The organism is Pseudochelatococcus lubricantis (assembly GCF_042432495.1).
In the GTDB taxonomy this organism is placed as follows: Bacteria; Pseudomonadota; Alphaproteobacteria; order Rhizobiales; family Beijerinckiaceae; genus Pseudochelatococcus; species Pseudochelatococcus lubricantis.
In genome coordinates this window covers 233,462-251,715 of sequence record NZ_JBHLXC010000012.1, presented here as the reverse complement: position 1 = coordinate 251,715, position 18,254 = coordinate 233,462, and the positions used below count along the sequence as shown (strand labels likewise).

Here is an 18,254-nt window from a genome sequence, read left to right as displayed (position 1 = left end):
CGTTATGGCACGTTACGAACGCATTCTTCTCACGGGCGCCGCCGGCCGGCTGGGCACGGAACTGCGCAAGGGTCTGGCGCCGCTCGCCGGCAAGATCAGGCTGGGCGCGCGAAACGCCTTCGACGATCTTGCATCCAACGAGGAACAGGCTGTTTTCGATCTCGCCGACATGGAGGCCACTATCGAGGCGACCCGCGATTGCGATGCGATCGTCCATTTCGGCGGCGCATCGCTGGAATCGCCCTGGCAGACCATTCTCGACGCCAATATCCGCGGCTCTTATCATGTCTACGAAGGTGCGCGGAAACATGGCGCGCGACGTGTCGTCTATGCATCCTCGGTGCATGCCATCGGCTATCACGAGATCGAGGCCCACATCGGCGTCGATGCGCCCGTGCGGCCCGACAGCCTGTACGGAGTGTCGAAGAACTTCGTCGAGAGCCTGAGCCGCCTTTACTGGGACAAGTTCGGCATCGAATCCGTTTGTCTGCGTATCTTCTCGTCCTTCCCCGAACCGGCCGACCGGCGCATGCTCTGGTCCTACCTGTCCTTCGCCGATTGCATCCGGCTGGTCGAGGCGTCGCTGACCGCGCCGCGCGTCGGCCACACCATCTCGTTCGGCCTGTCGGACAACAAGGTGAAGACCGTGGACAACGGCGGCGCCAGCCACCTGGGCTACATTCCGCGGGACAGCTCGGAACCGTTCCGGGCAGCAGTCGAGGCAAGGACGCCCTTGCCCGATCCGAAGGCGGCGGCGGTGAAATATCTGGGGGGCTGGTTCTGCGAGCTGGGGCATCCGGACGATGAAAAGCCGAATCCCTGACACCACCGGCGCACCACGCCATCCCCCGGGCCGGCTGAGGACGGCCCCGCACGGGGGCTTCGGCGGGAGGATGCCGAAGTTCGTTTATGCAGACCCGCTGCATTGACGGCCGTCAATGCAGGCCGAACTCCTGCAGCAGCGCCTCGCGATAGCGCGTGAACGCCGGGGAACTGCGGTCACGCGGACGGGGCAGATCAATGTCGAGCAGCCGGGGTGCGCGATGCTTCTCCTTCGGCAGAACGAGCACCCGGTCGGCCAGATAAACCGCCTCTTCCAGATCGTGCGTCACCAGCACCATGGTCACCTGTTCCTCGTGCCAGATGCGGGTCAGTTCGTTCTGCATGGTGATTCTGGTCATGGCGTCGAGTGCCCCGAAGGGTTCGTCCAGCAGCAGGATCTCCGGCTGCACCGCCAGTGCGCGGGCAATGCCCACCCGTTGCGCCATGCCCCCGGAGAGCTGGCGCGGGAAGGCATCGGCGAAATCGGTGAGCCCCACGAGAGAAAGGTAGTGCCGCGCCTGCGCCTCGGCCTCCCTGCGCGGCACCTTGCGCGCCCCCTGCCGCAGCTCCAGCCCGAAGGCCACGTTGCCGAGCACGTTCACCCAGGGAAGCAGGCGCGGCTCCTGGAAGATCATCGCACGCTCCGCGCCGACGCCGCTGACCTGACGGCCGCTGACCTGCACATCGCCGGCGTCGGCCGTTTCCAGCCCCGCGAGGATGCGCAGCAGCGTCGTCTTGCCGGAGCCGCTGGCACCGACGATGACCAGGCTCTCCCCGGCGCCGATCGCGACATTCAGGTTGCGTATCACCGGGAAATCGCGGCCGGCAATGCGGAAGGACTTGGAGAGATCCCGGATCGAGACCTCCCCCCGCGTGGAAGCGGGGGAAGAGCCGTTGGCGGAAAGCGCGGCGGCTGTCATGGCGGACCTCAGTTCCCCGCCTTGGCGGAAGCGGGCCGGAAGATAATCCCGGACACGTTGATCTTGCCGGCGGGCAGGGTTCCTTCGCGCGAGAGAGCCTCCACCCAGAAGCCCACGTCGCGATCGGTGATCGGTGCGCCGGGCTGGAGACCGAAGCCGAGCCAGAATTTCGCCAGCCCGCCATCCTCGCCGCGCGAGTCGAGAAGCTTGCCGACCACCTTGCGCGCCTCCTCCGGGTTCTCGCGCGCCCAGTCCGCCGCGCGGGCCGCGCCCTCGACGAAGTAGCGGGCGGCCTGCGGGTGCGCCTCGGCGAAATCGCGGCGGAACACCACGAAACCGCCGGCGAGTTCGCCCAGCACATCGGTATCGGTGAAGATCGGCCGCACACCGCCATTGGCTTCGAGCTGGCCGCCGAAGGTGGTCTGCCAATAGCCGATGCCGGCGACGTCCACCTGCTTCGCGCGCAGCGTCTGTTCGAGCTGCGGGCCCGGCACCACCACCAGCTTGGCGGATTTCGGCGGCAGCCCCTTCTGGTGGAAGGCTTCGCGGATGGTGTAGTCGAGGTGCGCGCCGAGTGTGTTGACCGAGATGGTCTTGCCCTTCAGGTCCTCGATGGTCTTGATCGGGCTGTCCTCCAGCACGTAGAAGACGCTTTCCACGCCCTTCTTGATGCCATTGGACGGATAGGCGATGAGGAAGTCATTACCGCCGGCGATGGAGTTCAAGACCGCCGAGGTGGCGGCGGAGCCGAGATCGATGCTGCCGCCGGCAAGGGCGAACAGCGTCTCCGGCCCGCCACCGGCGAACCCCTTGTTCTCCAGCTTGATGCCATAGGGCTCATAGTAGCCCAGCACCTCCGCCAACTCGTGCGGGCTGACGCTGCCGCGGTTGGGGAGAAAGCGGAAGGTGTAGGGGTCGGACGCATCGGCCGGGGAAGCGGAGGTACCGGCGAAGGCGGGCGCGATGCCGGATGCTGCGAGGCCGGCGGCGAGAAGCGCGGCCGCGCCAAGCTTGCGGAAGGAAAAGGTCATGGTCGTGCCTTTCTGGTAGAGAACGGGAAAAGTGCGTCAGACGGGGGCGTTGCTCCACCGGCACAGGCGCCGCTGCAGGAGAACGATGGTGTAGTTGGCCGCGAGCCCCAGCGCCGCGAGCAGGAAGATGGCCGAGAACATCAACGGGATCTGGAAGTTGAACTGGGCGTTCATCACCTGGAAGCCGAGGCCCTGGTTCGCGCCGATCATCTCGGAGGCGATCAGCATCAGCAACGCCATCGTCGCCGACAGGCGCAGGCCCACGAATATGGAGGGCAGCGCCCCGGGCAGCACGACCCGGCGGAACACCTGCAGGCGCGAGGCGCCGTAAACCCGTGCCATCTCCACCAGCTTGGGGTCCACCTCCTTCACGCCGCCGATGGTGGACAGCAGGAGCGGGAATATCGTGGCCCAGAAGATGACGAACACCTTCGACAACTCCCCGAGCCCCAGCAGCAGGATGAAAACCGGGTAGAGGGCCAGCGCCGACGTCTGGCGGAAGAGCTGGAGAATGGGGTCCAGCGCCCGCTCCACCGCCCGGATCTGTCCCATGAAAAGGCCGAGCGGAACGGCCACCGCCACGGCAGCCACGAAGGCGATGCCCGATCGCTGCAGGCTGATGCCCAGGTCCGCCAGCAGCGAGCCTTGCGTCATGCCGCGCCAGAAGGCGGCGGCAATGTCATCCAGAGGCGGGAAGACGGAGGGGTTCACCCAGCGCTGGATGCTGGCCACATGCCACAGCAGCAGGAAACCGATGAGCAGTCCGTAGCGGGAAAGGAAACGTCCGGCCCCCTCCAGCAAGGACTGCAGCGGCTTTTGGCCGCCGGCTTCTTCCTCACCGTTGAGGGCGACGACGGTGCTGTTCACGTCCTGAACGCTCATGTCGTTCTCCTTCTGTGTGAGATGCTCACTCCGCCGCCTGCACGGCGGGGCGGCTCCAGCGGTTTTCCGGCTTGGGCAGGCCAAGATTCTCGCGCAGCGTCCGCCCCTCGTAGGCGGTGCGGAACAGGTTGCGCCGCTGCAGCTCCGGCACCACCAGATCGATGAAATCCTCAAGCGCGGTGGGCAGATAGGGCGGCAGGACGTTGAAGCCGTCGGCGGCTTCGTTCTCGAACCACTCCTGCAGCTTGTCGGCGGTCTGGAGGGCCGAGCCCACGAAGGTGTAATGGCCGCGCGCCGTCGCGATCCACGAATAAAGCTCGCGGATGGTGAAGTTGTTCTCATCGGCGATCTGGCGGATGAGTACCTGCCGGCTCTTGTTGCCCTCGGTCTCTGTCGCCGGGGGCAGGGGGCCGTCCAGCGGATAGCCGGAAAGGTCGAGCGTGCCGCCGGTGAGGGAGTTGAGCAGCGCCACGCCGTCTTCCGGAACGATCAGATCGGTGAGGGCGCGGTATTTCTCGCGCGCCTCTTCCTCTGTCCGCCCGACGAAGGGGGCGAAGCCGGGCATGATGAGCACATGGTCCGGATTGCGGCCCGCGGCCCTGGCGCGGCGCTTGATGTCGCGATAGAATTCCTGCGCGGAGTCGAGCGTCTGGTGGGCGGTGAAGATCACCTCCGCCGTTTCCGCCGCAAGCTGGCGGCCCGCCTCGGACGAACCCGCCTGCACGATCACCGGTTGTCCCTGCGGCGAGCGCGAGATGTTCAGCGGCCCCTGCACGCGGAAATGCCGGCCGCGATGGTCGATGGCGTGGACCTTGTCCCTGTCGAGGAAGCGGCCGGACGCCTTGTCGCGGATGAAGGCGTCATCCTCCCAGCTATCCCACAGGGCGGTCACTACCTCCACGTATTCGCGCGCCCGATCGTAGCGATCGGCATGGGGAAGCTGGTGGTCGAGGTTGAAGTTGCGGGCGGTGTCGTCGCCTACCGTGGTCACCACGTTCCAGCCTGCCCGGCCGCCGGAGATCAGGTCCAGCGAGGCGAACTTGCGGGCGGTGGTGAAGGGCTCCTCATAGGTCGTGGTGGCGGTGGCGATGAAGCCGAGATGGGTGGTAAGCGGCGCCAGCGCCGAAAACAGCGTCAGCGGCTCGAAGCCGGCCGCCTTGGCATTGCCGCCCTCCTTGCCGCCGATGGCGACGGAAAGGCCGTCGGCCAGAAAGTAGGCATCGAACAGGCCGCGCTCGGCAATCTGGGCGAGTTGGCGATGGAAGTCGAAACTCACCGCCCCGTCGGCCGGCTGGTCGGGATGACGCCAGGAAGCGATATGCTGGCCGCCACCCGGGAGAAAGGCTCCAAGCCTGATTTTGCGCGACATTTCAACTCCTTGTAACACCGCAGGAAATGGACATCCGGACGGAGGAACCCGGATTCGTCGGGCTGGCACGGCTGCGCACCCGAACGTCATCGCGAGTGTTACAAGCGGTCGCTTTTATGTCAACTAATTCTATATATTTTATGAAATTTTGAAGGGCAAAGTGTGAGCTTTTGATAACGGATTGATATCCAATGAATTATCGGGAGTTCCGGCTACGGCGGCCGGCGGGGCTCATGCCGCTCCGCCGTTTCGGAGAACGTTGCCACGCCGCGGCCTTGCGGGCAGGGCCGGCATGCCGGTTTTCTCGGCGACGCTGGCAAGTTTCGCATCGATGCGTGCGGCCGCGTCGATCACGTGCCGGCGCATCAGTTCCTCGCCGGAGTGCGCGAAAGTCTCCTCCCGCAGGATCATCACCAGACTGCCGAGCACCCGTTTGTCGGGATCGAAGATCGGCGCGCCGATGCCGACGAGATCGGGTATGACCTCGCCGTGGGTGACGACGCATCCCTCCTTGCGCATGCGCGACATCGTCGTGCGGAACTCGTCCCAGTTCGATCCAAGGCCGGCGGCGCGGATCTCGTCGGCGTGCCAGAGCATGATGCTGCGCAGCTGGTAGGGCGTGAGATTGGACAGGATCACCTTTGCCATCGCGCCGCGGAACATCGGCATGGGGCGGCCGCGCTCATAGAACCGGGTGAGACTTTCGTCCGGCCAGGCGAGGTCGGCGCACATCACCTTGTTTCCATAATAGCTGCACAGCATGAAGTTGATCCGAAGCGCGCCCGCCACCTCGTGCATGACCGGGCTGGCGTTGGTCAGGAGGGGATCGGTCAGCCGCATCAGCCTGTCCAGCTCGATCACCCGCGGCCCCAGCACGTAGGTGTTGCCGGTCGCCGGCGCGAGGACGCCGGCCTTCGAGAGAGACTGCAGATAGCGGTAGGCCGTCGCCCGCGAGAGGCGCGTGAGCTGCATGACATCCTCAAGCTGCACACCGACCTTGTCGTCGTCGAACAGGTCCAGAATGCCCAGCATCTTGTCCAGGCTCGTCATGCGGGTTTCCGTATCATTTGCTGGTCTCATAATCCTCCATCCGAGCCGACATGGTTATCGTGACGTAGCTTCCTATCACATTGCGCGGCCCTGAAGTCCGCCGCCAGGTCCAGGCATATAAGGTCCATACATATCAGGTCCGGGCATACCGGGTCCGCACCGCATTGCGGCCCCTTCCGGATATCCCCCGCCGGCCGAATCCCGCAGCGACCGCGCCGCTCCTTTTCCTCCCCGATCATGCATACAACAGTTTGACGTGGTCCAGAAATTGTTATAAATCTCATTATATGCGACAACTGATAATTATCCGATAATGGTTGCGCGTTCGCAGGGGAGGTTGTTATGGCGCGTCTGGCGGGCAAGATCGCCCTCATCACCGGAGCCGGTGCCGGAATAGGGCGCGAGGCCGCTATTCTGTTTGCTGCCGAGGGTGCGAGCGTCGTGGTGGCGGAGCTGGACGGGACGGCCGGCGGAGAGACTGTTCGCCTCATCGAAGCTGCGGGCGGCCGCGCCTGCTTCGTTGCCATGGACGTGACCGAGCCCGAGAGCGTCGAAAGCGGCGTGCGGCAGGCAGTCGAGACGTTCGGCGCGCTGGACATCCTCTACAACAACGCCGGCGGCTCCACGATGCACGACGGCCCGGTAACCGAAGTGCCTCTCGACGAATTCTGGCGCGCCATCAGGCTCGATCTGCTGGGAACCTGGCTGGTTTGCCGCTACGGCATTCCGGAACTCATCAAGGCCGGGGGCGGCTCCGTCATCAACGCCTCTTCCGTGGTGGCCCTGATCGGCTGGGGCGGCAAGGACGCCTACACCGCCGCCAAGGGTGGCGTGACGGCGCTGACGCGCTCGATGGCGGTGGAGTATGCGCCCTACAAGGTGCGCGTGAACGCCGTCGCCCCCTGCGTGACACGCACGCCCCGGGTGATGGAGCAGCTTGCCGCCAACGCCACCACGCAAAAATTCGCCGAGCAGCACCTGCTCGGCCTCGCCGAGCCGCGCGATGTCGCCCAGGCGGCGCTGTTTCTCGCTTCCGACGAGGCGGCGCGCACGACCGGCCATATTATAAGGGTTGACAGCGGCCTGACGATCTCGTGACGGAAACCGGCAACACCAACCGGGAGAGAAACGGGAGATCGGCATGCAGCATCTCATGCGGGACAAGGTCGTCATTGTCACGGGCGCGGGTTCGCCCGCCGGCATCGGCCTGGCAACCGCGAAGGCATTCGCGGCGGCGGGCGCACGGGTCGCGATAACGGATGTGGCGGAAGGCAGTGCGCCGCGCCGCGCGCGGGACATCGGCGATGAAGTGCGGGGATACACCTGCGACGTCACCGACCGCGCCGCCTGCGAGGCCCTGGCGGAGGAAGTGCTGGATGCCTGGGGGCGGATCGACGTTCTCGTCAACAACGCCGGCATCACCCAGTCGCGCAAGGTCATGGACATCGCGCGCGCGGACTACGATCTGCTGATGGACGTCAACCTGCGCGGTGCCCTGCATATGTCGCAGGCGGTCATCCCGGCAATGGCCGCCCGGGGGGCGGGGTCGATCGTGTGCATCGCCTCCGTTGCCGCGCAGCGCGGCGGCGGCTTCGTCGGCGGTTCCCACTACGCGGCCTCGAAAGGCGGCGTGCTGGGTCTCGTCAAGGGCATGGCGCGCGAACTCGGCCCACAGGGCATTCGCGTCAACGCGGTCAATCCCGGCGTCATCATCACCGACATGAATTCCCGGGCCTTCGATGAGGCGCGGCGGCGGCAGATCGTCGAGAGCATTCCGCTCGGCCGTTTCGGCCGGCCCGAGGACGTGGCTGGCGTGTGTCTGTTCCTCGGCTCCGATCTGTCCGCCTACATGACCGGCAGCGAAATCGACGTGAACGGCGGCATCCACATTCACTGACAGCCCTATATCCGGAGGGACAGGACAATGCAGCCCCAGGTGCCGATCACGCCGAGCTTTCGCCTCGACGGCCGCCATGCGATCGTGACCGGCGGCGGGCGCGGCATCGGCTTCGCGCTTGCCGCCGCGCTCGCCCAGGCGGGTGCCCGCGTCACGCTCTGGGCACGCTCGCCCGATGAGATCGAGGACGCCGCCGCGACGATCCGCGCCCACGGCGGCGCGGCGCAAGGCCGCGCGGTGGATGTGCGCGACGGCAATGCCGTGCGTGAGGCGATGGACGCCGCCGAGCCGCCGTGCGACATCCTTGTGAACAACGCCGGCACGAACCGGCCGCGCCCCTTCGTCGATGCGACGGAGGAGGAGTTCGATACAGTGATGGGCCTGAACGTGCGTGCCGCCTATTTCGTGGCGCAGGCGGCCGCGCGCCGCATGATTTCGGCCGGCCGGGCCGGCGCGATCGTCAACGTCTCGTCGCAGGCCGGGCATGTCGCCGCCGCCGGACGGTCCGCCTACACGATTTCCAAGTTCGCCGTCGAAGGGATGACCAAATCGCTCGCGGTCGAACTCGCACCGCGCGGAATCCGCGTCAACAGCCTGTGCCCGACCTTCATCGAAACCGAGATGACGCGCCCGGCCCTTTCCGATCCCGCATTCCGCGACTTCGTCCTGTCGCGCATCAGGCTCGGCCGTCTCGGCCGGGTCGAGGACCTGATGGGCGCCGCGGTCTTCCTCGCTTCGGACGCATCCGCGCTGATGACCGGGTCGTCGCTGATGGTGGACGGCGGATGGACCGCGGGATGAACGGCAGCAAGCCAACGACAAAGGCACAATACGGGGAACACGATCCATGTTCTATCACATCGTTCTGATGAGTTTCACGTCCGAGGCGAACGCGGCCTTTTTCGACAAGGTCGAACACTACGTGCGGCGGGTGCGCGCGGAGTGCGACGGCCTCGTCACCTATGCGATGGCGCAGAACGGCGCCTCGCGCAGCGACGGCCTCACTCACGGGGTGGTTGCGACTTTCCGGTCCTCGCAGGCTCACGACGCCTATCAGGTCTCCCCCGCGCATGTGGAAATGAAGACATATATGTCGCCCTTCATTTCCCGCATCGTCGTGCTCGACACCGAGGTGGCAGCATGAGCAGCGAAAACGGCACCGCGCCCATCGAGCGCTTCCTCACGCTCCACGGCCTTACCGGCTATGACGAACTGGTCGAACGCGCCGCGCGCGATCCCGAATGGTTCTGGCCGGCGGTCATGCAGTTTCACGGCCTGCACTTCTTCAAGCCATACGAGCGTCTGCTCGATGTGTCGAAGGGGCCGGAATTGGCCGAATGGTGCCTCGGCGGCACCACCAACATCGCCTACAATTGCCTGAACCGCACCATCGCCAACGGTTTCGGCGGCAAGGACGCGGTCCTGTGGGAAGGGGAGGACGGCACGCGGCGGGCGGTGTCCTATGTGCAGTTGCAGGAGACCGTGGCCCGGGCCGCGGGCGGGCTCACGGCGCTCGGCATCGGCAGGGGCGACGTCGTGGGTCTGTTCATGCCCTCCGTTCCGGAAACCATCGCCGCCTTCCTCGCCATCGTCAGCATCGGCGCCATCGCACTGCCGATGTTCTCCGGCTTCGGCGCGCAGGCAGTGGCCGAGCGTCTCGGGGACGCCGGTGCGGTCGCCGTCGTCACCGTGGACCGGACCTTGCGCCGCGGCAAGGCGATCGAGATGGCGGAAACGATCGATGCCGTGCGCGGCATGACGCCGTCGCTTCGCCATATCGTGGTCGTGCCGCGGGATGCGGCCGATCCCGATCCGCGCTGGCTCGGCTGGGAGGAGCTGCTCGCGACGGGCGAGCCGGTGGCGCCCGTGGAGCTGCCGGCCGAGACGCCGGCCATGCTGGTCTACACCTCGGGAACCTCGGGCAAGGCCAAGGGCACGGTCCACTCGCATTGCGGGTTCATGACGAAGGTGGCGCTCGACTTCGGCACCATCCTCGACCTGCGGCCCGACGACCGGCTGTTGTGGATGAGCGACATGGGCTGGCTCACGGGGCCGATACTGGCCGTCGCCTCGCCCATGGTCGGTGCGACCATGTTGCTGGCCGAGGGCGTTCCCGACTATCCCGAGCCCGGTCGGTTGTGGCGGCTGGCGCAGGATTACGGCATCACCTTCCTCGGCGTCGCGCCGACCATGGTGCGCGCCTTCATGCAGCAACCGCCCGGCACCGTGGAGAGCTACGACCTGTCGACGCTGCGCGTCACCGCCGCGACGGGCGAGCCGTGGACGCCGGAGGCGTGGAACTGGTTCCGCGACAAGGTATGCGGCAACCGGGCTCCGATCCTGAACTACTCGGGCGGCACCGAGATCGGCGGCGGCATCATCGCCAGCACGATCCTGCATCGCGACCTCAAGCCGTGCGCCTTCGGCGGCCCCATCCCCGGCATGGGCGCGGTCGTCGTCGACCTGACGGGTCGCCCGCTGCCGCGCGGCGAGGTCGGCGAACTGGCGCTGACAGTTCCGTCGATCGGCCTGACGCGCGGCCTGTGGCGCGATCCGGACCGCTATCTTGAGAGCTACTGGTCGACCATCCCCGGCCTGTGGGTGCATGGCGACTTCGCGTCGGTCGACGCAGACGGGAACTGGTTCATCCACGGCCGCTCGGACGACACGATCAAGATCGCCGGCAAACGCACCGGACCGGCCGAGATCGAGGCGTTCCTGCTGGGCACCGGCAAGGTGGCCGAGGCTGCGGCGATCGGCGTCCCGGACCCGGTGAAGGGCTCTGCCGTGGTCTGCGTCTGCGTGCTCGCGCGCGGTGTCAGCGAGACGCCCGAGGTTGTGGACGAACTGCGGCGGGCCGTGGTCGAGGGGCTCGGATCGTCCTTCCGGCCGAAGGCGGTCGCGTTCGTCGGCGATCTTCCCAAGACCCGCAGCATGAAGATCATGCGCCGCGTGGTTCGGTCGATCTGGATCGGGGAGCCGGTCGGCGACGTGTCGGGGCTGGTGAATCCGGAGGCGGTCGCGCAGCTGCGCTCCCGGCCGGGCGAGGCGGAGGTTCCGACATGAGCGCCGCGGCATCGAATGGCGAAACCTTTCGCGGCTACGAGCGCCTGCGCTTCGAGAGGCCGCATCCCAACGTCCTGCGTATCGTCATGCACAATCCCGAGCGGCTGAACGCGGTCGATCAGGTCATGCACGGGGAGCTGGCGCGCGTCTGGCGCGATGTCGATGCCGACACTTCGGTGTCGGCGGTCATCATCACCGGCCACGGCGCCGCTTTCTCTGCCGGCGGCGACTTCCGCATGATCGAGCGGATCATGAACGACTTCGATACCAGGGCCCGGAACTGGAAGGAGGCGCGCGACATCGTCTTCAACCTGCTCAACTGCTCGAAGCCCGTGGTGAGCGCCATGCGCGGTCCAGCGGTCGGCGCGGGACTGGCCTGCGGCCTCCTCGCGGACATCCCGATCGCGGCGAAGGATGCGCGCATCATCGACGGCCATACCAGACTTGGCGTCGCGGCGGGCGACCATGCGGCGATCGTCTGGCCGCTGCTGTGCGGCATGGCCAAGGCCAAATACCACCTTTTGCTGTGCGAGGCGTTGTCCGGCGAGGAGGCGGAGCGCATCGGCCTCGTCGCGCTGGCGGTGGACGACGCCGAGCTGGACGCCAGGGCTCTGGAGATCGCCGTCCGGCTGGCCGAGGGCGCGTCCAGCGCGATCCGCTGGACAAAATACGCGCTCAACAACTGGCTGCGTTCGGCCGGCCCGGCCTTCGACACGTCGCTGGCGCTGGAGTTTCTCGGCTTCTCCTCCCCGGATGTCAGGGAAGGCCTGGCAGCGCACCGCGAAAAACGACAGCCGGATTTTCCGCGCGAAAGCCCTCTCTGAACAACGGTGCCGAGGAAGCGGCAACAATCCCGTTGAGAACGATATCATATGTATCGCGTATGATGCGTATTGACGAAAATCGCATATTATGCGACTAATCACAAAAAATAACACAGGGTCTGGAGGGACCCCAAAGGGAGGAGGGCGGCAGCGCATGCCGATGGCCATGTCCGATGACATTATCCTCGCAACAGAAGGATTAACCAAGGATTTCAAGGGCTTTACGGCTGTGGACGACGTAACGCTGCGCGTCCGCCGCGGCAGCATCCATGCGCTGATCGGCCCGAACGGCGCCGGCAAGACGACATGCTTCAATCTCCTGACCAAGTTTCTGGAGCCGACCAGGGGAACGATCACCTACAACGGCCGTAACATCACGGCGACGAAGCCCACCGATGTCGCGCGTCTCGGCATGGTCCGTTCTTTCCAGATATCGGCCGTGTTTCCTCACATGAGCGTCATGGAGAATGTCCGCATCGCGCTGCAGAAGAAGCGCGGCGAAAGCTTCGATTTCTGGCGTTCGGAGCGGACGCTCGACACGCTCGACGACGAAGTCCGCAATCTCGTCGGCGCCGTCGGGCTGGGCGATTTCGTCGCTGCAAAGGCCGTCGAGCTTCCCTACGGCCGCAAGCGGGCGCTGGAGATCGCCACGACGCTGGCGCTCGATCCAGAGATGCTTCTGCTCGACGAGCCGATGGCGGGCATGGGCCATGAGGATGTCGAGCGCATCGCAGCGCTGATCCGGCGCATCGCCGCCAACCGCACCATTCTGATGGTGGAGCACAACCTGTCGGTCGTCGCCTCGCTGTCGGACACGATCACCGTGCTGGCGCGCGGGCGGGTCCTGGCGCAGGGCGACTACGCCACCGTGTCGAAGGATCCGCGCGTGATCGAGGCGTACATCGGAGCAGGTCATGGCTGAGACGGCAAGGAACGTGGCACAGGCTGACCCGGCGCCGCAGCTCGCCGTCGAGAACCTGCACGCATGGTATGGCGAAAGCCACGTGCTGCACGGCGTCACCTTCGCGGTGAAGCCGGGCGAGGTGGTGACGCTGCTGGGGCGCAACGGGGCGGGCAAGACCACGACACTCAAATCGATCATCGGCATCGTCGGCAGGCGCACCGGTTCCATCGCCTTCGCGGGCACCGAAACCATCGGCATGGTGTCGCGCGCTATCGCGCGCCTCGGTATCGCGTATGTGCCGGAGGAGCGCGGCATCTACGCCTCGCTCAACGTCGAGGAGAACCTGATGCTGCCGCCGCAGGTGCGGCCGGGCGGCTTCACGGTCGAGCAGATCTTCGAGCTGTTCCCGAACCTCAGGGAGCGGCTCGCGAGCCAGGGAACGAAGCTGTCGGGCGGCGAACAGCAGATGCTGGCCATCGCCCGCATCCTGCGCACCGGCGCCCGCACCCTGCTGCTCGACGAACCGACCGAAGGGTTGGCGCCGGTCATCATCCAGCAGATCGGCCGCACGCTGGCGCGGTTGAAGCAGGAGGGCTTCACGATCGTGCTGGTCGAGCAGAATTTCCGGTTCGCGCAATCGGTCGCGGATCGCCACTACATCGTCGAGCAGGGGCGGGTCATCGACATGATCGCCAACGACGAACTCGACGCCAACCATGACAAGCTCCAGACCTATCTCGGCGTCTGACGCCGGGCGGGTGAGGGGAGGGGAGGAAGAAAAATGAGACAGGCGAGATTGCCGGCACGGGCCGGATCGCAGCTTGCATCGGCATGGGCCGTGCCATGTTCGAGCTGATAGGCATCACACCCCAGGTTCTGTTCGGCCAGTTGCTGCTCGGTCTGATCAACGGATCGTTCTACGCGATCCTTTCCCTCGGACTGGCAGTGATCTTCGGGCTCCTGAACATCATCAATTTCACGCACGGTGCGCAGTACATGCTGGGCGCGTTCGCCGCCTGGATGCTGCTGAACTACGCCGGCATCGGCTATTGGTGGGCGCTGCTCCTCGCGCCGCTGATCGTCGGCGCCCTGGCGATAGTGGCGGAGCGGCTGCTGATATCGCGACTCTACAAGCTCGACCATCTGTACGGCCTGCTGCTCACCTTCGGGCTGGCGCTGGTCATCCAGGGGTTGTTCCGCAACTACTACGGCGCCTCGGGCCTGCCTTATGCCATCCCGCCGCTGCTTTCGGGCGGGCATAATCTCGGCTTCATGTTCCTGCCGAACTATCGCGGCTGGGTTGTCGTCGCGTCGCTCACGGTCTGCCTGACGACCTGGTACATGATCGAGAAAACCCGCCTGGGCTCGTATCTGCGGGCCGCCACCGAGAACCCCGTCCTGACCGAGGCCTTCGGTATCAACGTGCCGCGTCTGGTCACCCTGACCTACGCTTTCGGCGTCGCGCTCGCCGCCTTCGCGGGTGTGCTGGCGGCGCCGATCTATTCGGTCAATCCCAATATGGGCGCGGACATCATCATCGTCGTCTTCGCCGTGGTGGTGATCGGCGGCATGGGATCGATCCTCGGCTCCATCATCACCGGCTTCGGTCTCGGCCTCATCGAGGGGCTGACCAAGGTGTTCTATCCGGAAATCTCCGCGACCGTGATCTTCATCATCATGGCCATCGTCCTGCTCATCAAGCCGGCCGGCCTGTTCGGGAGGGCTACCTGATGGCCAATGTTTCCACGACCGTCGCGGCCGGCGTCGCACCCGCCTCCGGCGGCGACCGCACCCGGACCTTGCACCGGGCCATCTTCATCGGCCTTGCGCTGATGCTCGCAGTCGCGCCCTTCCTCGTCTATCCCGTTTTTCTGATGAAGGTGCTGTGCTTCGCGCTGTTCGCCTGCGCCTTCAACCTCCTGCTCGGCTTTGGCGGGCTGATGTCTTTCGGCCACGCCGCCTATTTCGGCATGGCGAGCTATGTCAGCGCGCACGGCGCCAAGGTATGGGGCCTCACGCCGGAACTCGCGATCCTGGCCGGCACCGCGGTGGCGATGGTGCTGGGCGCGGTGTTCGGCGCGCTCGCCGTGCGCCGCAAGGGAATCTACTTCGCCATGGTTACCCTTGCGCTGGCGCAGATGGTCTACTTCCTGTCCGTTCAGGCCCCTTTCACCGGCGGCGAGGACGGCATTCAGGCCGTGCCGCGCGGCAGGCTCCTCGGCCTCATCAGCTTCGCCGACGACCGCGTGCTGTATTATTTCGTCATGGCTGTCTTCATGGGCGGGCTCCTGCTCATCTACCGCGTCATCCATTCACCCTTCGGGCAGGTCTGCAAGGCGATCCGCGAGAACGAACCGCGCGCCATCTCGCTCGGCTACCGCCCGCTGCATTACAAACTGGCGATGTTCGTGCTCTCCGCCGGTCTCGCCGGCCTCGCCGGCGCCACCAAGGCCATCGTCTTCCAGCTCGCCTCTCTCACCGACGTTCATTGGTCGATGTCGGGAGAACCGGTGCTGATGACCCTCATCGGCGGCATCGGCACCGTATTCGGGCCCATCGCGGGCGCGCTCGTCGTCGTGTCGATGCAGAACTACCTCGCCCATCTCGGCGCGTGGGTCACTGTCGTGCAGGGCGGGATCTTCATCCTCGCAGTGCTCATCTTCAGGGAGGGCATCGTCGGCTTCATCGCGGGCCGGTTGAAGCAACAACTATAAAGCAGAATCCAAAGGAGGAATCGTAATGGGAAAACCCTGGAAATATCTGTTGCCGCTGGTGCTGGCCATGAACCTGACGGCGGGCGCGGCCGTGGCGGAAAAGGTGAAATTCGGCGTGCTGACGGACATGAGCGGCCCGTTCTCGGACCTCTCCGGCGCGGGATCGGTAGAGGCCGCGCGCCTCGCGATCGAGGATTTCGGCGGAGAGGTGCTGGGGGAGAAGATCGAGCTGATTTTCGCCGACCACCAGCACAAGCCCGACGTGGGCCTCAACACCGCGCGGCAATGGTATGACGTCGACGGCGTGGACGTCATCCTCGACGTGCCGAATTCCGCCATCGCGCTGGCGGTGAACACGCTCACCGCCGAGAAAAAGAAGATTGCGATCTATGCGAGCGCGGCCACCGACCGCCTGACCGAGGATTCGTGCAACGGCTACGGGCTGCACTGGACCTTCGACACCTATTCCCAGACGCGCGGCGCCGCCCGCGCCCTGATCGAGCAGGGGATCGACACCTGGTTTCTGCTTGTCGCGGACTATGCCTATGGCCACAGCATGGAGGAGGCCATGCGCGAAGCCGTCACCGGGGCCGGCGGCAAGATCGTCGGCAGCGTCCGTCATCCGCTGCAGACGCTCGACTTCTCCTCCTACCTGCTCCAGGCGCAGAATTCGGGCGCCAAGATCGTGGCGCTGGCGTCGGGCGGCGATGTGACGATCAATGCCATCAAGCAGGGCCGCGAGTTCGGCCTGCAGCAGGGCGGGCAGCGGCTGGCGAGCCTGCTCACCTTCATTACCGATGTGCATGGCCTTGGCCTCGACATGATGCAGGGCCTGCAATTCGCTGTGCCGTATTACTGGGACATGGATGACCAGACCCGCGCCTTCGCCAAGCGCTTCCACGAGCGCACGGGCAAGATGCCGGGCGAGGCGCAGGCCGGCATCTATTCGGGCGTGCTGCACTATCTCAGGGCGGTGAAGGCCGTGGGCAGCAAGGACTCCGACCAGGTGCTCACCTGGATGCGCGATAACCCCGTCGAGGACATGTTCTCGCGCCATGGCAAGCTGCTGCCCAATGGCCGCATGGTCCACGACATGTATCTGGTCGAGGTGAAGTCGCCCGCCGACAAGGCCTACGACTGGGATTATTACCGCGTGGTCTCCACCATTCCCGCGGAACGCGCCTTCCGGCCGCTTTCCGAGAGCGCCTGTCCGATCACCAAGGGCAAGTAATACCAGCGCCTCCGGAAGGGACAAGCCGCCGCATGCCGGCGACCGCTCGCAACAGAAGGCCGCCCCATGAACAAGGGCGGCCTTTTCGGGTCGCGCCACGTGAATTGCGTATGAAAGGCAGGCGCGTATTCTTTGGAAACGCGCCTGCCGGTCCCGTCATACGGCGCGGCGACGGGCGGAGAAGCCGCCGTCGATGGTGACGACGGTGCCCGATATGTAGCTGGCACGCGCGGACGACAGGAAGGCGCACAGATCGGCGACTTCCTCCACGGATGCCGGCCGGCCGCCGGGGTATTTTTCGAACAGTTCCTGCCAGCGGTTTTCGTCGCCCAGCGTTTCGGCGGCCTTGCGCTTCATGAGCGTCGATACCCGCTCCGTCGCGACGGGGCCCGGGTTGATGCCGACGACCCGTATCCCGTCCTCGAAGCTCGCGCCGCCCAGCGCCTTGGTGAAGGACATCAACGCGGCATTGCCCGTGCTGCCCGCGATGAAGCCGGCATCCCAGTTTTCGCCCGAGTTGCCGATAATATTGACGATGACGCCCCCCTTGCCTTTCATTTTCATGTAGAAGGCGCGCGCCAGCGTAATATAGCCGAATACCTTGAGATCGAAGCTGCGTCGCCATGCCTCGCCGTCGAGATGTTCCAGCGAGCCGGCGGGGATGGCGCCCGCGTTGTTCACGAGAATATCGATATCGCCGGCATCGGCCGCAAGCTTTTCCGTCGCCTGCGCGTGCGACAGGTCGAGCGCGTGCAGGGCCACGCGAACCTTGTGCGCCGTTTCGATCTCCTTCCGGGCGGCTGCGAGCGCCTCGCCGTCGCGGGCGGCGAGATGAAGGTCGCAACCTTCCTTCGCCAGCGCTCGTGCAACCGCAAGGCCGATGCCTTTCGAGGCGCCGGTGATGAGCGCCGTCTTGCCGTCGAGTTCCAGATTCATGCTGTTCTCCCCCTGTCGTGCCCGGTGATCCGGCCGGTTATTCGGCAGCGCGGTGCCGATGCTCGAACAGCCGCGCGCGGCGGGTCGGAGGCAGGATCCGGCTGTGCTCTGCCATAACTTTTAGTTTCCTATGCTAGACCAGAGCATCGTTATCGCCGCATTCCCTTTGTGTCAAAGTACACTTAACCAACAGGGCGAACGTCCGGGGAGGGAACCATGGATATCGAACTGCCCGAAGAGCAGCGAGCTTTTTTCAGCCCGGCCCGCAGGTCTGCCTTGTCGGAACAGGCCGAGAGCGCCGTGCGGCGCACGAATGCGCGGGAATGCGCCCGGCAGGCGGCGCAGAGGCTTGCGGATATGGAGCCTTCGGCAAGCGCTTTCCCCGCAAACGATCGCGGCCCGTGTGGGCTGCCAACGGATTCAGTGCTTGTCACTCGCGCCGCCAGCCGCCCGAAGCCGGGTGACATGACCCACGCCTGCGACCTCACGCCGATCCACCCCCTCGTCGACCATGCCCCCGGGGACGGGGAGAAACGGTTTCTGTCCGGGCGTATCCGGAATTCGTGAGAGGTGGATCACGCCCGCCGCGGCGGGCGAAAAGGGAGGCG

Annotated in this window: 19 protein-coding genes; 13 read left to right on the top strand and 6 right to left on the bottom strand. The window is 65.7% G+C overall.

Features of this window, described 5'->3' with window-relative positions:
• Positions 1-4 precede the first annotated feature (4 nt).
• Positions 5-823, top strand: a complete 819-nt coding sequence (locus ACFFJ7_RS16730) for an NAD-dependent epimerase/dehydratase family protein (RefSeq protein WP_166954049.1) — start codon at positions 5-7, stop codon at positions 821-823.
• A gap of 112 nt (positions 824-935) precedes the next feature.
• On the opposite strand, the gene ACFFJ7_RS16725 is transcribed toward ACFFJ7_RS16730, so the two are convergent.
• The 5 genes from ACFFJ7_RS16725 to ACFFJ7_RS16705 form a co-directional block, all read right to left on the bottom strand.
• On the bottom strand, positions 936-1,742 hold the full coding sequence (locus tag ACFFJ7_RS16725) for an ABC transporter ATP-binding protein (protein WP_377593866.1): 807 nt from the start codon (positions 1,740-1,742) through the stop codon (positions 936-938).
• Between the two features lie 8 nt (positions 1,743-1,750).
• Complete coding sequence (locus ACFFJ7_RS16720; protein WP_377593864.1) at positions 1,751-2,773, bottom strand: ABC transporter substrate-binding protein; 1,023 nt, start codon at positions 2,771-2,773, stop codon at positions 1,751-1,753.
• 36 nt (positions 2,774-2,809) lie between these two features.
• Entirely contained in the window at positions 2,810-3,655 is an 846-nt protein-coding gene (locus ACFFJ7_RS16715; protein WP_377593861.1) for an ABC transporter permease, read from the bottom strand.
• A gap of 25 nt (positions 3,656-3,680) precedes the next feature.
• Positions 3,681-5,024: an LLM class flavin-dependent oxidoreductase gene (locus ACFFJ7_RS16710; protein ID WP_166954041.1), complete on the bottom strand. Its 1,344-nt coding sequence runs from the start codon at positions 5,022-5,024 to the stop codon at positions 3,681-3,683.
• Positions 5,025-5,255: 231 nt separating this feature from the next.
• The gene (locus tag ACFFJ7_RS16705; RefSeq protein ID WP_377593858.1) at positions 5,256-6,074 is read right to left on the bottom strand and encodes an IclR family transcriptional regulator; all 819 of its coding nucleotides are present in this window, start codon (positions 6,072-6,074) and stop codon (positions 5,256-5,258) included.
• Between the two features lie 342 nt (positions 6,075-6,416).
• Between ACFFJ7_RS16705 and ACFFJ7_RS16700 the strand changes: the two genes are divergently transcribed.
• The 11 genes from ACFFJ7_RS16700 to ACFFJ7_RS16650 all read left to right on the top strand — a co-directional run bounded on the left by ACFFJ7_RS16700 (position 6,417) and on the right by ACFFJ7_RS16650 (position 16,710).
• The gene (locus tag ACFFJ7_RS16700; RefSeq protein ID WP_377593855.1) at positions 6,417-7,172 is read left to right on the top strand and encodes an SDR family NAD(P)-dependent oxidoreductase; all 756 of its coding nucleotides are present in this window, start codon (positions 6,417-6,419) and stop codon (positions 7,170-7,172) included.
• 43 nt (positions 7,173-7,215) lie between these two features.
• Complete coding sequence (locus ACFFJ7_RS16695; RefSeq protein WP_377593852.1) at positions 7,216-7,971, top strand: SDR family NAD(P)-dependent oxidoreductase; 756 nt, start codon at positions 7,216-7,218, stop codon at positions 7,969-7,971.
• Between the two features lie 27 nt (positions 7,972-7,998).
• Complete coding sequence (locus tag ACFFJ7_RS16690) at positions 7,999-8,772, top strand: SDR family NAD(P)-dependent oxidoreductase (protein WP_377593849.1); 774 nt, start codon at positions 7,999-8,001, stop codon at positions 8,770-8,772.
• Between the two features lie 46 nt (positions 8,773-8,818).
• The gene (locus ACFFJ7_RS16685) at positions 8,819-9,115 is read left to right on the top strand and encodes a Dabb family protein (RefSeq protein WP_166954031.1); all 297 of its coding nucleotides are present in this window, start codon (positions 8,819-8,821) and stop codon (positions 9,113-9,115) included.
• Positions 9,112-11,037 (top strand): AMP-binding protein, encoded by a 1,926-nt coding sequence (locus tag ACFFJ7_RS16680; RefSeq protein ID WP_377593846.1) that lies wholly within the window; start codon positions 9,112-9,114, stop codon positions 11,035-11,037. Before ACFFJ7_RS16685 ends, ACFFJ7_RS16680 begins: the two co-directional genes overlap by 4 nt.
• The gene (locus tag ACFFJ7_RS16675) at positions 11,034-11,861 is read left to right on the top strand and encodes an enoyl-CoA hydratase/isomerase family protein (protein WP_377593844.1); all 828 of its coding nucleotides are present in this window, start codon (positions 11,034-11,036) and stop codon (positions 11,859-11,861) included. Before ACFFJ7_RS16680 ends, ACFFJ7_RS16675 begins: the two co-directional genes overlap by 4 nt.
• A 166-nt stretch (positions 11,862-12,027) precedes the next feature.
• On the top strand, positions 12,028-12,783 hold the full coding sequence (locus ACFFJ7_RS16670; RefSeq protein ID WP_166954025.1) for an ABC transporter ATP-binding protein: 756 nt from the start codon (positions 12,028-12,030) through the stop codon (positions 12,781-12,783).
• On the top strand, positions 12,776-13,513 hold the full coding sequence (locus ACFFJ7_RS16665) for an ABC transporter ATP-binding protein (RefSeq protein WP_166954023.1): 738 nt from the start codon (positions 12,776-12,778) through the stop codon (positions 13,511-13,513). The genes ACFFJ7_RS16670 and ACFFJ7_RS16665 overlap by 8 nt, the downstream gene beginning before the upstream one ends.
• 95 nt (positions 13,514-13,608) lie before the next feature.
• On the top strand, positions 13,609-14,496 hold the full coding sequence (locus ACFFJ7_RS16660) for a branched-chain amino acid ABC transporter permease (RefSeq protein WP_166954021.1): 888 nt from the start codon (positions 13,609-13,611) through the stop codon (positions 14,494-14,496).
• Positions 14,496-15,479 carry a branched-chain amino acid ABC transporter permease gene (locus ACFFJ7_RS16655; RefSeq protein ID WP_377593841.1) on the top strand — a complete coding sequence of 328 codons (984 nt, stop codon included), beginning with the start codon at positions 14,496-14,498 and terminating at the stop codon, positions 15,477-15,479. Before ACFFJ7_RS16660 ends, ACFFJ7_RS16655 begins: the two co-directional genes overlap by 1 nt.
• A 25-nt stretch (positions 15,480-15,504) precedes the next feature.
• Positions 15,505-16,710, top strand: coding sequence for an ABC transporter substrate-binding protein (locus ACFFJ7_RS16650; RefSeq protein ID WP_166954017.1), 1,206 nt, complete (start codon positions 15,505-15,507; stop codon positions 16,708-16,710).
• Between the two features lie 156 nt (positions 16,711-16,866).
• Here the strand turns inward: ACFFJ7_RS16650 and ACFFJ7_RS16645 are convergent, their stop codons facing one another.
• Complete coding sequence (locus tag ACFFJ7_RS16645; protein WP_377593839.1) at positions 16,867-17,646, bottom strand: SDR family oxidoreductase; 780 nt, start codon at positions 17,644-17,646, stop codon at positions 16,867-16,869.
• A gap of 216 nt (positions 17,647-17,862) precedes the next feature.
• Here ACFFJ7_RS16645 and ACFFJ7_RS16640 point away from each other — a divergent pair, with 216 nt between their 5' ends.
• The gene (locus tag ACFFJ7_RS16640; RefSeq protein WP_377593838.1) at positions 17,863-18,213 is read left to right on the top strand and encodes a hypothetical protein; all 351 of its coding nucleotides are present in this window, start codon (positions 17,863-17,865) and stop codon (positions 18,211-18,213) included.
• The last annotated feature ends 41 nt before the right edge of the window (positions 18,214-18,254 follow it).

Coding starts and splice junctions, on each gene's coding strand:
- ACFFJ7_RS16665 (WP_166954023.1), top strand. CDS start 12,776: ATGGCTGAGACGGCAAGGAACGTGGCACAGGCTGACCCGGCGCCGCAG.
- ACFFJ7_RS16690 (WP_377593849.1), top strand. CDS start 7,999: ATGCAGCCCCAGGTGCCGATCACGCCGAGCTTTCGCCTCGACGGCCGC.
- ACFFJ7_RS16685 (WP_166954031.1), top strand. CDS start 8,819: ATGTTCTATCACATCGTTCTGATGAGTTTCACGTCCGAGGCGAACGCG.
- ACFFJ7_RS16650 (WP_166954017.1), top strand. CDS start 15,505: ATGGGAAAACCCTGGAAATATCTGTTGCCGCTGGTGCTGGCCATGAAC.
- ACFFJ7_RS16675 (WP_377593844.1), top strand. CDS start 11,034: ATGAGCGCCGCGGCATCGAATGGCGAAACCTTTCGCGGCTACGAGCGC.
- ACFFJ7_RS16670 (WP_166954025.1), top strand. CDS start 12,028: ATGTCCGATGACATTATCCTCGCAACAGAAGGATTAACCAAGGATTTC.
- ACFFJ7_RS16660 (WP_166954021.1), top strand. CDS start 13,609: ATGTTCGAGCTGATAGGCATCACACCCCAGGTTCTGTTCGGCCAGTTG.
- ACFFJ7_RS16645 (WP_377593839.1), bottom strand. CDS start 17,646: ATGAATCTGGAACTCGACGGCAAGACGGCGCTCATCACCGGCGCCTCG.
- ACFFJ7_RS16700 (WP_377593855.1), top strand. CDS start 6,417: ATGGCGCGTCTGGCGGGCAAGATCGCCCTCATCACCGGAGCCGGTGCC.
- ACFFJ7_RS16715 (WP_377593861.1), bottom strand. CDS start 3,655: ATGAGCGTTCAGGACGTGAACAGCACCGTCGTCGCCCTCAACGGTGAG.
- ACFFJ7_RS16655 (WP_377593841.1), top strand. CDS start 14,496: ATGGCCAATGTTTCCACGACCGTCGCGGCCGGCGTCGCACCCGCCTCC.
- ACFFJ7_RS16680 (WP_377593846.1), top strand. CDS start 9,112: ATGAGCAGCGAAAACGGCACCGCGCCCATCGAGCGCTTCCTCACGCTC.
- ACFFJ7_RS16640 (WP_377593838.1), top strand. CDS start 17,863: ATGGATATCGAACTGCCCGAAGAGCAGCGAGCTTTTTTCAGCCCGGCC.
- ACFFJ7_RS16710 (WP_166954041.1), bottom strand. CDS start 5,024: ATGTCGCGCAAAATCAGGCTTGGAGCCTTTCTCCCGGGTGGCGGCCAG.
- ACFFJ7_RS16705 (WP_377593858.1), bottom strand. CDS start 6,074: ATGACGAGCCTGGACAAGATGCTGGGCATTCTGGACCTGTTCGACGAC.
- ACFFJ7_RS16725 (WP_377593866.1), bottom strand. CDS start 1,742: ATGACAGCCGCCGCGCTTTCCGCCAACGGCTCTTCCCCCGCTTCCACG.
- ACFFJ7_RS16720 (WP_377593864.1), bottom strand. CDS start 2,773: ATGACCTTTTCCTTCCGCAAGCTTGGCGCGGCCGCGCTTCTCGCCGCC.
- ACFFJ7_RS16730 (WP_166954049.1), top strand. CDS start 5: ATGGCACGTTACGAACGCATTCTTCTCACGGGCGCCGCCGGCCGGCTG.
- ACFFJ7_RS16695 (WP_377593852.1), top strand. CDS start 7,216: ATGCAGCATCTCATGCGGGACAAGGTCGTCATTGTCACGGGCGCGGGT.